The organism is Haloimpatiens lingqiaonensis (genome assembly GCF_901447495.1).
Classification (GTDB): Bacteria; Bacillota; Clostridia; order Clostridiales; family Clostridiaceae; genus Haloimpatiens; species Haloimpatiens lingqiaonensis.
In genome coordinates this window covers 38,065-51,108 of record NZ_CABDWS010000004.1, presented here as the reverse complement: position 1 = coordinate 51,108, position 13,044 = coordinate 38,065, and the positions used below count along the sequence as shown (strand labels likewise).

Below are 13,044 nucleotides of genomic sequence, written 5' to 3'. Positions count from 1 at the left end.
TGTGCTAAATTTATACGGGACAGTTCGTAGCGACCTGTCTAAAAACAAAACTACGGAGGTATTAATAATTATGAATTCATCAAAAAAAGTAAGAGGCCTTGTGTTCGCCTCAGTAATTGCTGCAATTTATGCAGTGCTTACCATATCATTATCTTTTATGTCCTTTGGAGTGGTTCAATATAGAATTGCTGAAGGGCTTACAGTTTTACCTTTCATAACACCCTATGCTATTCCTGGACTAACCATTGGATGTTTAATTTCCAATATTATTAGCCCTGTGGGCACTGTGGACATGGTTTTAGGAACCTTTGCCACATTAATCGCTGCTATAGCTACCTATTATATAGGTAAAACTAATTTTAAATACAATAAACTTTTAGCACCATTACCAGCGGTTATATCCAATGCAATAATTATAGGTCTTATGCTAAAATATCTATATGTACCGGATATGCCACTATGGCTTATATCCCTTGAAGTTGCCTGGGGTGAAGCCCTTTGTTGCTACGGATTGGGCCTTCCACTATTAGAAGTTTTTCAAAAGAATCCTGTATTGAAAAAGTTTATAGGTAAGTAAGAGTTAAGTACGAGGTAAGAACTAATAAGTAAGAGTTAATAAGTAAAAGTTAAGGATAAAACTCTAGGGGTTTTTATAATTAATTTGTAAGTAAGAGATACTGAAAAAAATTCAGCTTTGCTGAATTTTTTTCAGCACCTAGCACCTAATTCTACATACCATACCGTGTTTATGCAAACAAAACACTGTCGCTTATGGCATTTTCAAGTTTTTTAAATTCATCTAAAAGCTTATCTGCAGTTAAATTTTTCTTTTCATTTCCCCTTATATCCATAACCACCTGTCCCTTATGGATCATTATAAGCCTGTTTCCCATTTTTATGGCATCATTTAAATTATGAGTTACCATTAAAGTAGTTATTTTATTTTTTTCTACTATGTCACTTGTTATATCCATTATTATCTCTGAGGTTTTAGGGTCTATAGCAGCAGTGTGCTCATCTAGTAATAAAAGTTTAGGCTTTGCCATTACCGCCATTATAAGAGAAAGAGCTTGTCTTTGACCTCCAGATAAAAGTCCTACTTTATTGTGTAATTTGTTTTCTAAACCTATGTTTAATTTTGAAAGAGTTTCCTTAAACATATTTATGTTATTTTTATTTATAGCAAAGGAGAAATTAAATTTCTTTCCCTTATTATACGCCATGGACATGTTCTCTAATATAGTCATATTTGGTGATACACCTAGTGAAGGATTTTGAAATACCCTGCCTATTTGCTTAGTTCTTTTATATTCAGGTAATCTAGAAATTTCCGAACCATTTAATATTATGGAACCTTCAGTTAAATCTATATTTCCAGACACTATATTTAAAAGGGTTGATTTACCTGCCCCATTACTGCCTATTATACTTATAAAATCGCCCTCTTCTACCTTTAAGTTAAAATTATTAAATAATACATTTTCATTAACTGTCCCCTTATTAAACACTTTGTATAGATTTTTTATCTGAAGCACTAGAAGCACCTCCTTCTTTACACTTAAATGCCTTTATTAAGCTGAATCCTGCAAATCTTAAACTAAAATTTCTACAACTTATATTATTAAGGGATAAAGCTATTACTACAATAACAGCGGTAATTAGTTTTAAGTCTGTAGGTGGAAGTCCTAGTTTTAAAGCCAAGGCTATTACACCTTTATACAATACTGCACCAAGTATTGCCATGGTACTTCCCTTTACAAAATTAAATTTTTCTAAAATAGATTCTCCCATAATAACTGAGGCTAGTCCCATAACCACAATACCTGTACCCATACCTACATCTGAAAATCCCTGATATTGAGCAGTAACAGCACCACATAGGGACACTAATCCATTAGAAATCATAAGTCCTACAACCTTAATAAAATCCTTGTTTACCCCTAGCAAAGTTACTAATTGTTCATTATCCCCTGTAACTCTCAAAATAAATCCCAATTTAGTTTTTAAAAATAAATCCACTATAAGTTTAGTTGCCCCTGACAATATTAAAATTATAAATATAGGTGCTAACGATAAGTTAAATATAGTTTTTTGACCAAACAAAGGTATATTAGATTTCTCCATTATCCTCAAATTTATGGAATAAAGAGATATCATCACAAGTATTCCAGACAAAAGATTGGTAATTTTAAATTTCACATGAAGTATGCCTGTAACAGCCCCTGCCATAACTCCACCTAATGTAGCTAACGCACATGCTGCAAATGGATTCATGCCTTTAAGTATTGCCACTGCCGCTATGGCTGCTCCTAAAGGGAATGTGCCCTCTACAGAAAGATCTGGAAAATCTAAAATCTTATATGTTATATAAACACCTATGGATGCCATGGCAAATATAATGCCCTGCTCCAAAATATTTAATAAAAAGTCCATTAATGTACACCCCCAGTAACTATCTGAGCCTTTTCTTCAAGTTCTTTAGGTATACTGATATTAAGTTTTTCACATGCGTCTTTATTTATTACAGTACTAGTATCTTTAGATGTCTGTATAGACATTTCTTCTACATTTTTACCATTTATAATGTCCACTGCCATAATTCCTGTTTGAAAACCTAATTTATAATAATCTATTCCATTGGCAGCCACAGCTCCTGCCTTAACATGAGCGCTTTCCGCCCCTATAATAGGTATATTTCTTTTATAACATTCATTTACCACTAATGGCATAGAAGAAACTATTGTATTATCTGTTGGAACATATAATACATCTATCTTTCCCACTATTGAATTTAGCGACTGAGCCACTTCATTTACATTAGTTACTCCTGATGTTTTAATATTAAATCCAAATTTCTCTGCAGCTTTTTTAATATCTTTCACTTGAAGCTCTGAATTTTTTTCACTGGTATTATATACAACCCCAATGGTTTTTGCCCTTGGAATTATATCTTTTATAAGCTGTAGCTGTTTATCTATAGATACGCTATCTGAAGTACCTGTTACATTTGTTGAAGGTACCTCTAAAGATTTCACTAATCCAGATTGTACAGGATCTGTAACTGCAGTTATTAATATTGGTTTTTCTTTTATAACATTAAATGCTGATTGTGCACAAGGCGTCGCAATTGCAAAGATTAAATCTTCATTTTTAGACGCAAAATTTTGTGCTATGGTTTGAGTTGTTGCCATATCTCCTTGGGCATTTTGAAAATCCACTTTGATATTCTTATTTTCCTCATATCCCTTGGACTTCAATGCATCCATAAATCCCTTTCTAGCAGATTCCAAAGCTGGATGCTCCACAAATTGAGAAATGCCAATGTTTATAATCTTTTTATCCTTTAAAGTTTTTTGTGATTGAGAGGCGCCTATGTTTTTGCATCCTCCTAAAAATGACAGGCTCACCAAAAAAGCCATAAGACATGAAAGTTTTTTCTTTCCTACCATACTACCATCCTCCAAATATAAATTTTTTTATAAAAAAAACTCTCTATTAGAATTAGAGAGTTTATTTATCATATACAAACAAAACCCTATACTATAAGGGCTTAATTGCAATTTTTACACCTTACCATACCTACCTGCAACATTAATTTGCACATTAATTTCATGGTGACATTAATTTTATAGCGGTTTAATTACAATTCTAATAAAACAATAAATTCTCCTACAATACTACAATCCTACAATATTAATTTAATCCTACAAAATCTACTTTCTCCACAGGCTAATAAGAATTTATTCCTGAGAGAGCTACAATTCTAATTTTATATTTAATCCTTCATCCATTTGCTTCTGCTAAAGTGAAGACCTTTTAATTAAAAATTATGTTTATTATTCTATAATATTGTTTCAAAATTGTCAATATTATATTTTTGAACTCTACCATTGATAATATATTTTTACTACTCTTTTGGTATAGCTCTGTGCCCAAGTCCTATGGCTATTTCATTTAAATGCAAAAGTCCTATACTCATAAATATAGTGACACATAAGTGTTCTCCACTTCTTGCTATGCCAATTTTACCGCCCACATTCAATCCACTAGCCTTTTGAAGCACTTGAATTAGTGCTTCCTTAGTGGCACCTATTACGGCTCCGTCATATAGATGAGAATTTTCTGGAATCAAACCACCCTTTTTAGAAGCTACAAGAGCTCTCTCTATAATTTTAGACATGGTATTGTTTATATTACCACCAATATTTACAGCTGTAGTTAGTATATCTTTTTTTCTAAATATATCTTCCAGCTCTTTTTCTTCTTCCCTTTTAGATATGCTCATTTCAATAGCTGCCTTTGCCACATCCATACTATCTAAATCCATAAATTCAACCTCACAATTCTTTTTTAATCAAATTTCGTACATAAATTTTAAACTATATAATGTTTTTCAACTACGAAAGTTCAATTTATATTATAATCCAATAATACAATAAATCCTATGGTAATTTTATAACCTTTAAATAAATAACAAAATTTCACTTAAAATTTATATTACAAACTTAATTTAATTATAATTTTACTCTTTAACACCTCATATAATTATATGGGGGTGTTAAAGGGTGAAGAGATTTAAAGGTTATTTTGTATTTATAATTATAATATTAATTATAGTTTTATCTTTTTTTATATTTTTTAAGAAAAATTCTAAAAAAGTTTCTGGGGTAAATATAAAAGGTTATGAGTCTAAAAAACCTATAGTTATAGTGGTGGATTTAGAAGCTAATACTTTAGGGGTTTTTCAAAAGGATAAATTGTTGAAAACTTATACAGTAGCTGGCGGTAAACCCTCTACCCCATCTCCCATAGGTACTTGGACTATCATAAGTAAAGATACTTGGGGAGAAGGCTTTGGGGGGCGCTGGATGGGTTTCAATGTTCCCTGGGGTAAATATGGTATACATGGTACTGATAAACCAGGCTCCATAGGCTGGAGTTCCTCCCATGGATGTATAAGAATGAGAAACAACGATGTTAAGGAGCTTTATAAAATAACTCCTCACGGCACCAAAGTTATAATAAATGGTGGTCCTTATGGAAATTTTGGTTCCTATTTAAGGCCTTTAGAGCCTGGCATGAGAGGCTCCGATGTGTATGAAGTTCAAAAATATTTAAAGGAAAAAGGATACTATAATGGAAATCCTGATGGCGTTTACGGTGAGAGAATGAAAGCAATAGTCCATAAGTTTCAAAAGGACAATAAGCTTCCCATATCCAATATCATAAATGCTGCATTTTATAAAAAATTAGGCATAGAGCTTGAGGAATAACTAAAAAAACAATAAGTGGCTGTGGCACTAAAAATTAAATTCTTTAATGCCACAGCCCCGTTATTCTTCCATCCTTATATTTTCAATTAAACTTTCATTTTTTATACGTCTTAGAGGGAAATAAGATGAAATTAAAGCTATGAGCATAGCACCTGCTGCAGCTATACCTATGAATTTCCAAGGTATTGTCCACTGGAACCCTCTTATATTGCCTATCATTTTTCCTAGAGCATAACTTAAGCCGCTTCCTATGAAAGATCCTAGTATGGCACTTATAATACCATAAAGAACTCCCTCTAAATAAACCATCTTTTTCACTTGTTTTGCTGTCATTCCTATGGCTTCTAAGGCTGCAATTTCTCTTTTTCTAAGCATTAAATTAGTACTTATAGTATTGACTATATTTAAGCTGCTTATTAAAGCTATTACGGTTATAAAACCATATAAGAATATTTTCATTATCAAGTCTGATTTTCTCATATTCTCCAGCATTTCCTTTGTATCCATAAATGACACCCTTTTATCTGCTTTAACAAATTCTTTAAGGCTTTTTGTAACACTATCTCTATCAGCATTTTTATCTAAAATTATGTCCATAGAATGATAAGTATTGTCTTTTTTAATTTCTTTAAACAATTTTTCTGTAGTTATTACAACTATTCCTCCATCAGGCACAAATTTACCTATTGGACTCTCTTTTAATATTCCAACTACCTTTACCTTATTGGTATTATTTGAATTGGTTCCACCATATTTTCCTATTTCTATTTCATCTCCAACCTTAAAATCAGTAATATTAATCATAGAAGTTTTTTTAGCTTTTTCATCATATACCACTGAATTTTGTACTACTAATACTCCTCTTTCATCATTCATTATTTTTTCATCTATTTTTCCGCTAACTAATTTTTCCTTACAAAGTTTTAACTGTTCATTATCAAATCCCTTAAATGTTGTAAATACTTTAGCATTCTTTCCTTTTTCCTCTTGATCATGTCTATTATTTAAATAAATTTTATTTACTTTTTCTTTTGAAACTTCTGTAAAATAATTATTATCTTCAAATAATCTATATACTTTATCCACTCCAGTTATACTTTTTACCTTTTCATATTCCTTATCTGAAAATCCCTTATTAGTTGGCGCCTGTATAGATAATGTATAATCTTGATAAGAATGCTTTTTAAAACTGTTAAATTCTTCGCCAAAATCCAACATGCTACCAAATACTATGAATAAAACTATACTTATAATCATAGAACCTATGGTTACAATAAATCTTTTTCTATTTAATTTAATATTTTTATAGGCTATTTCACCTTCTACTTTAAATATCTTATTTACAAGAAAATTACTTTTTATCCTTCTTACTTTTCCCTTTTTATTGCCTAAATTGTTTCTTATAGCCTCTAGAGGCGATATTCTAGAAGCAGTTAAAGCTGGTTTAATTGATGATATATACACTGTTAGCAATGCAACTAATGAACTTATTATCAATACTTTAGGTGATACCACTGTTATAAACTCTATATTTATCATATCTCCTAAAATCATCTTAATTACTATAAACAATATTTTCATAGCAAATATTCCACTTATAAGTCCTATAGGAATAGATACTAAACTTAAAACCGATGCTTCCCTAAAAACAATCTTTCTTATTTGTTTAGGTGTAGCCCCCATAGATCTCAATATACCAAATTGCTTTATCCTCTCTATAACAGATATTTGAAAAATATTGTATATAACCAAGATAGTACATACAATTATTATAGAAACTATAAAAGCAACTATGGTAAACATGGATTTATTAATATTTTTATCCTTGCTTCTTCCTTCTAATGTCAACAAATAGTGATTATAATTTACTTTTTCATCCTCTTTTTCATCACTAGATAATTTTAAATTACTCATAATCTCTTTTACATATTTTTCAACATCTTTTTTCTTCTTTACTTGTGTAAACGCATTGTACTTTTTATCCTTTTGGTAATCATCAATAAAAGTTAATCCCCTGGCTCTTTCATTGTATTGTGAATAAAATTTATCACTTATTATACCTGTTAATATAAAATCTTTTTTAACCCCTTCTCTATACTCTCTTTCAATTGGAACTCCCTCTTCTTCTTTTGAAGGATTTTTCTTTTCAAGAAATCCACCCAAATCCAAAGTTATCTTATCTCCCACTTTTATCCCCTTTGGAAGATACTCTAAAGCCCACTCCTCAATAGCAATTTCATTTGAATTTTTAGGAATTCTTCCTTCTTTTAATTCAGTAGGCAGCATATTTAATGCTTCCTTATCAACTGCCTCAATTTCTATATATTTATATTGAGGCATTGCCTCTTCTTCAACTTCTTGTTTTGTAGCTTGATAAATTTTACTCTTTCCTAATTCTCCTACAATACCAACTTTATCTGTATCCACATGATTTTTTATCTTATTAATCTCATCATAACCTACATCTTTAAACATCACATGATAATCAGCTTCATTCTTTTTTATAGATTCTATTTCACTTTGCCTAAAACTAACTAAAAGCGTTCCCACTGCACATATTAAAGCCACTGAAAGTATTATTCCAACAGAGGTCAATATGGTTCTTTTCTTTTGATTTTTTAAATATCTTTTAGTTATGTCTAAATAACTCTTCATTACCTTACCACCTCATCTTTAACTATAACCCCATCTGCCATGTGGATAATTCTATCTGCTTGGGAAGCTATATTTAAATCATGAGTTATGATTATTAGGGTTTGATTATATTTTCTTACAGAAAATTTCAAAAGCTCTATAATTTCCTTAGAATTTTTACTATCTAAATTTCCAGTAGGCTCGTCCGCAAGTATTATAGAAGGCTTGTAGGCTAATGCTCTTCCTATGGACACCCTCTGCTGCTGCCCCCCTGATAATTCTGATGGCAAGTGATCCAATCTATCTCTTAATCCTAATATATCTATTAATTCATTCATATACTTTTCATCTGGCCTTTTATAATCCAATAAAAGTGGCATCATCATATTTTCCTCAGCTGTTAAAACAGGTATTAAATTATAAAACTGAAATATGAATCCAACCTTCCTTCTTCTAAATATAGCTAGCTTCTCTTCTTTAAGTTTAGAAATATTAACCCCATCTATAATAATTTCTCCTTCTGTTGGCTTATCTACTCCCCCAAGCATATGAAGAAGAGTACTCTTTCCAGAACCACTAGCCCCTACTACTGCTACAAATTCTCCCTTGTTTATGGTTATATTGGCATTTTTTAAGGCCTCTACTTTTATTTCCCCTTTTCCATAGGTCTTAGTAAGACCCTGTGTTTTTAAAATTTCCATGAATATTCCTCCTGCTCATTATTTTCTCTTAACCTTATGCTTCTATGATAACAGACATTTCTTACATATAAGTGAATTTATTTCTTACAATTTTGTAAGAAAGGGAATATGTTGTGAAGTAAGTGCCGTAGGAAAAAACTGCCTTTAATTCCGTGATAAAATTGAAATTTTGGACTGTGAACAGTACGCTAAGAACTAAGGAACAAGGGACAATTGAAAATTGACAATTGACAATGGACAATTGAGAATTAAGTAAGAAGTAAAAGATTAGGTACTGGGTACTGGGTACTAGGTACTAGGTGCTAGGGAAAATATAGAAATATCAAATATCAATTATCAATTAATGTTGAAATTCCTATGGAATTTCTTAAATTTAGAATTTATGGGGGAAGCACGAATTGACAATTGACAATTGACAATGGACAATGAAGGAAGTTTTTCTTACAGAAAAACTAAAATTTTAAAAGACCTAAACATAGAATTTATCTATATTTAGGTCTTTTTCTGTTTTTAATTTTAGTTTTGCATTAGCAAAACATCCATAATTGTCAATTGTCAATTGTCAATTATAAGAATGTTGCGTCGCAACATTCTTATATAGTTCCTTTAAGAAACATTATGGTAAATTCACTGCCTTCCCCCTCCTGGCTTCTAACCTGAATGCTTCCATCTTGCCCTTCTATAATACTCTTTGAGAGCGCAAGTCCTATGCCTACACTGTCACTATTCTTATTTCTCCTACCTTTGTAAAATCTTTCAAATATATGAGGCAAATCTTCCTTTGCTATTCCTGATCCGTTATCACTAATTACCAAGCTGGTATAGATGGGAGTTTCTGATGCTATTATGTTTATTTCTCCGCCCTCTTCAGTGTGCTCTATGCAATTTTTAACTATATTAGTTATACTTTCTGCCGTCCAATTAACGTCATGTTTAAGTTTTACATACCTATTTATATCTACATTTACCCTTTGATTTTTTGATTCCCACTTTACCTTTAATGGCTCCAAGGCCTTATTTACTGTAAGTAAAATAGGATTATATGTTTTTTCAAATTCCACAGCATTAGCTTCAATCTTGGCTATCTTCAATAAATTTTTAATAAGCCACTCCATTCTTTCCAATTGAATTTTACTTTTAATATAGAATTTATTTTTTTCTTCCTCACTTTTTATAGAACCCTCCAAAAAAAGTTCGTTAAAAAGCATAAGAGACGATAGGGGTGTTTTTAATTGATGGGATATATCAGAAATTATTTCCTTTAAAAAATTTTTATCTTTTTTTAGATTTTCTATGCTGTTTTCTAGTCTTACAGACATTTGATTAAACTGATGTGCTAATATATTAAATTCTCCTTCTTTGCCCTCTAATATTTTTACAGTAAAGTCACCCTCTACAACTTTTTCTGCAGCTTTGCTTATAACTTTTATTTTTTTAAAGATATATTTATATTCTCTCATTATTATAATTATGGTAAATACAAAAATCAGTACTATACTAAATAAATTAATTTTTGAGAAAGTACTGTACATGTGATTAATAATAGGCATTTTTTCTAAAGGGGTTCTTATACTGTAGCCATAGCTCTCTAGCATTTTTTCTCCCTTAGCTAATATTTCTTTAGTTGCCCCATTGGTGTAACATCTAATCAAATCTTCCTCCAAATCTGGATGCTTTTGAAGAGCTACACCCACCACTGCAGCATTTTGATTTACTATTTCCCTTGACAAGATCTTTACTTTATTTTCAGTATAAAAATATGTTCCAATTAAAAATATTATATTTAAAGCAATAAGCATTACGGTAATTCTTTTAACTTCATAATTTCTATAAAATTCCCTCATAAAATCCACCCTTTTCATATAATTCATTATTTATATATTTTATTGTTGACTCCACTTATATCCTATCCCTCTAACCGTTACTATAGATTTTATATGGGAATCATTATCCTCTATTTTTTTTCTAAGCCTTTTTATATAAACAGACAAAGTATTGTCATCCACAAATTCTCCCGAAGAATCCCAAAGTTTTTCTAGTATAACTTCCCTCTTTAAGGTTATATTGGGATTCTGAATAAATAAACACAAAAGCTTATATTCTACAGGAGTAAGAAAAATTTCTTTTTCCTCTTTAAACACCTGTGTCTTTAAGGTATGTATTTCTATACCATTTGACTGTATTATATTTGACGATGCTTCAGATTTTTTCTCCACTAATTTTTTATCAGCTGCAAAGTTCTTTCTTCTCATAACTGCCTTTATTCTAGATATCATTTCTCTTAACCTAAAAGGCTTAGTTATATAGTCATCTCCACCCATATCTAATCCCAATACAATATTTACTTCATCATCACAGGCAGTTAAAATATTATAGGCACCTGGCTTTTTTCCCTTATATATTTACATAAATCATATCCATTTCCATCAGGCAAAGTTACATCTAGTAATATTAAATCTATTGGATTTTCCATAAAAATTTTCTTGCTTTCTTTTATAGTATTTCCTACATAAACATTAAAATCTTCATTTTTTAAACTATATTCTATTCCCATAGCTAAAGCTTCATCATCTTCCACTAATAAAATAGTCGCCATTTCAAGCCTCCTCTAAAAAAAAATCAGTTCACCTTTATAATACAAAAGTAAAACTGATTCTTCAACTATTTTAACTTGTTTATATATCTATATATAGTAGTATCTGAAGCCCTTAAGCTTTTAGCCACTTCACTTACTCCACCTTTTAATAAAAATACACCCTTTTCATTTAACTTTTTAACTACTTGCATTTTTTCCTCTAAACTCATTCTTTCTGGTGGTATTGAATATTCCTCCATTACACTATTTATTATGGAACTAATTACATCCTCAACATTTTTATCTAGATTTTCAAATACAGATACTTCCCCAGATTCCTCTGATTCCTTTTCAGTATCTTCCTCTTCTATAAATGCAAAGGCATCTAACATATCTTTTACCTTTATAATATTGGTAATATCCGTATTAATACATATCATTCCTATTAACTTTCCATTATCATCTTTTATAAAATAACTAGAGGATTTCAACGTTTTATTATCTCTAGAGACTCCCTTATAATTACATATATAATTTTTCTCTTTATAACTTCCATCCTTTAATATCTTTAAAACCAAATCTGTAACGGGTCCCCCAACAGTTCTACCACTTATATGCCCATTAGCTATTGCCACTATAGAATTATCTAAATTATTTATATCATGCAAAACCACTTCAGAATTTTTTCCAAGTACTTTTCCCATGAACTCCACTAGTGGTATATATTTTTTTAATTTGTCTCTACTACTCATTACCTTTTCTCCTTAAAACCTTAATCTATAAAAGGGTCATCTTAAGCCCAAAACTTAAAATAACCCAATTTATATCTAACTCTTTATGTTATAAACAGAGCTCTTAGCTTCAGATGAAGTTTTACTCCATCTGAAGGTTAGAGATCGTTATCCAGGGACGTAGCTGCCGTTAACTCGCACTTTGTTAAAAGTGGGAGTGTTACGGCAGGTAGTCATCGGATAAACTATTTTTATGATTTTCCCACCAAAATATCGAATTATGAAATTTCTCTGGAATAACTTGCATAAGAAGCAAAGGAACTATTTAAATTTAATTTTAGAAATTCTTCTTTTAGACAGATAAAATTATCGTAAGCCTGGCAAGGACGCCAGGCTAGCGAACCTGAGGCACGACGCTGAATGTGAGCGTTAGATAATTTTATCTGGCTAAAAGATTAGAATTTCTTAAATTAAATTTATTGTTCCGAGCTTCTATGCAAGTCATGGAAGAGAAATTTCATAATTCCACCGCATTGTACCTTTTTTGAGGTTTAATCTTTTTTATAGCTATATAACATATTTTAAATATCCTTGTATTATGCTATAGCTACTACTTCTATTTCAACTAAAGCATCTTTAGGTAATTTAGCTACTTGGAATGCACTTCTTGCTGGATAATCAGCTGTAAAGAATTGTGCATAAACTTCATTCATTTTACCGAAGTTGTTTATATCGCTTAAGAAAACAGTAGTTTTAACAACTTTGCTTAAGTCACTACCTGCTGCTTCTAATATAGCTTTTACATTTTCTAATGATTGTTTTGTTTGCTCTTCTATAGTAGCTGGCATTTCACCTGTTTTAGGATCTATTGGAAGTTGTCCTGAAGTATATACTAATTCTCCTATTTTTATTCCTTGAGAGTATGGTCCTATAGCACCTGGTGCTGCATTTGTTGAAATAACTGATTTATTCATATTTTTTCCTCCTCGATGATAATTTTTTTTCATGGTACTAATTTTTTTTCACATTAAATTAATTATAATATATATATTTTTGCATTTCAATAGAATTTATATTCCTCTTTTATTATTTTCTTATTAATTTTTAACAATATTTTAGTATAGCAAATT

The 13,044-nt window shown here is 30.6% G+C and carries 11 protein-coding genes and 1 pseudogene; 2 read left to right on the top strand and 10 right to left on the bottom strand.

The window, feature by feature from the left end; genetic code table 11:
* Nucleotides 1-70: 70 nt before the first annotated feature.
* The gene (locus FGK85_RS01580; protein ID WP_138203118.1) at nt 71-577 is read left to right on the top strand and encodes a QueT transporter family protein; all 507 of its coding nucleotides are present in this window, start codon (nt 71-73) and stop codon (nt 575-577) included.
* Nucleotides 578-746: 169 nt separating this feature from the next.
* Here FGK85_RS01580 and FGK85_RS01575 read toward each other — a convergent pair whose 3' ends face one another.
* The 4 genes from FGK85_RS01575 to FGK85_RS01560 form a co-directional block, all read right to left on the bottom strand.
* Nucleotides 747-1,535 (bottom strand): ABC transporter ATP-binding protein, encoded by a 789-nt coding sequence (locus tag FGK85_RS01575; protein WP_138203116.1) that lies wholly within the window; start codon nt 1,533-1,535, stop codon nt 747-749.
* Complete coding sequence (locus FGK85_RS01570; RefSeq protein ID WP_138203114.1) at nt 1,501-2,433, bottom strand: ABC transporter permease; 933 nt, start codon at nt 2,431-2,433, stop codon at nt 1,501-1,503. The genes FGK85_RS01575 and FGK85_RS01570 overlap by 35 nt, the downstream gene beginning before the upstream one ends.
* The gene (locus tag FGK85_RS01565; protein ID WP_138203112.1) at nt 2,433-3,449 is read right to left on the bottom strand and encodes an ABC transporter substrate-binding protein; all 1,017 of its coding nucleotides are present in this window, start codon (nt 3,447-3,449) and stop codon (nt 2,433-2,435) included. The genes FGK85_RS01570 and FGK85_RS01565 overlap by 1 nt, the downstream gene beginning before the upstream one ends.
* Before the next feature lie 458 nt (nt 3,450-3,907).
* On the bottom strand, nt 3,908-4,327 hold the full coding sequence (locus FGK85_RS01560; RefSeq protein WP_138203110.1) for a HutP family protein: 420 nt from the start codon (nt 4,325-4,327) through the stop codon (nt 3,908-3,910).
* Nucleotides 4,328-4,565: 238 nt separating this feature from the next.
* On the opposite strand from FGK85_RS01560, the gene FGK85_RS01555 reads away from it, so the two are divergent.
* Nucleotides 4,566-5,273 (top strand): L,D-transpeptidase family protein, encoded by a 708-nt coding sequence (locus tag FGK85_RS01555; RefSeq protein WP_138203108.1) that lies wholly within the window; start codon nt 4,566-4,568, stop codon nt 5,271-5,273.
* Between the two features lie 60 nt (nt 5,274-5,333).
* Here FGK85_RS01555 and FGK85_RS01550 read toward each other — a convergent pair whose 3' ends face one another.
* From FGK85_RS01550 to FGK85_RS01525, 6 genes and pseudogenes are all read right to left on the bottom strand, one after another.
* A complete protein-coding gene (locus FGK85_RS01550; RefSeq protein WP_138203106.1) occupies nt 5,334-7,928 on the bottom strand; it encodes an ABC transporter permease in 2,595 nt (864 codons plus the stop codon).
* Complete coding sequence (locus FGK85_RS01545; protein ID WP_138203104.1) at nt 7,928-8,608, bottom strand: ABC transporter ATP-binding protein; 681 nt, start codon at nt 8,606-8,608, stop codon at nt 7,928-7,930. Before FGK85_RS01545 ends, FGK85_RS01550 begins: the two co-directional genes overlap by 1 nt.
* Before the next feature lie 593 nt (nt 8,609-9,201).
* Entirely contained in the window at nt 9,202-10,452 is a 1,251-nt protein-coding gene (locus tag FGK85_RS01540) for a sensor histidine kinase (protein ID WP_171011297.1), read from the bottom strand.
* A gap of 39 nt (nt 10,453-10,491) precedes the next feature.
* Nucleotides 10,492-11,204, bottom strand: a pseudogene (locus tag FGK85_RS01535) (response regulator transcription factor).
* Nucleotides 11,205-11,269: 65 nt separating this feature from the next.
* Entirely contained in the window at nt 11,270-11,935 is a 666-nt protein-coding gene (locus FGK85_RS01530; RefSeq protein WP_138203100.1) for a helix-turn-helix transcriptional regulator, read from the bottom strand.
* Between the two features lie 575 nt (nt 11,936-12,510).
* Nucleotides 12,511-12,888 carry a RidA family protein gene (locus tag FGK85_RS01525; RefSeq protein ID WP_138203098.1) on the bottom strand — a complete coding sequence of 126 codons (378 nt, stop codon included), beginning with the start codon at nt 12,886-12,888 and terminating at the stop codon, nt 12,511-12,513.
* Nucleotides 12,889-13,044: the final 156 nt, after the last annotated feature.

What these genes read in the sequence shown, in the direction of transcription:
- FGK85_RS01560 (WP_138203110.1), bottom strand. Translation starts at nt 4,327, where the DNA reads ATGGATTTAGATAGTATGGATGTGGCAAAGGCAGCTATTGAAATGAGC.
- FGK85_RS01570 (WP_138203114.1), bottom strand. Translation starts at nt 2,433, where the DNA reads ATGGACTTTTTATTAAATATTTTGGAGCAGGGCATTATATTTGCCATG.
- FGK85_RS01565 (WP_138203112.1), bottom strand. Translation starts at nt 3,449, where the DNA reads ATGGTAGGAAAGAAAAAACTTTCATGTCTTATGGCTTTTTTGGTGAGC.
- FGK85_RS01525 (WP_138203098.1), bottom strand. Translation starts at nt 12,888, where the DNA reads ATGAATAAATCAGTTATTTCAACAAATGCAGCACCAGGTGCTATAGGA.
- FGK85_RS01540 (WP_171011297.1), bottom strand. Translation starts at nt 10,452, where the DNA reads ATGAGGGAATTTTATAGAAATTATGAAGTTAAAAGAATTACCGTAATG.
- FGK85_RS01530 (WP_138203100.1), bottom strand. Translation starts at nt 11,935, where the DNA reads ATGAGTAGTAGAGACAAATTAAAAAAATATATACCACTAGTGGAGTTC.
- FGK85_RS01545 (WP_138203104.1), bottom strand. Translation starts at nt 8,608, where the DNA reads ATGGAAATTTTAAAAACACAGGGTCTTACTAAGACCTATGGAAAAGGG.
- FGK85_RS01550 (WP_138203106.1), bottom strand. Translation starts at nt 7,928, where the DNA reads ATGAAGAGTTATTTAGACATAACTAAAAGATATTTAAAAAATCAAAAG.
- FGK85_RS01580 (WP_138203118.1), top strand. Translation starts at nt 71, where the DNA reads ATGAATTCATCAAAAAAAGTAAGAGGCCTTGTGTTCGCCTCAGTAATT.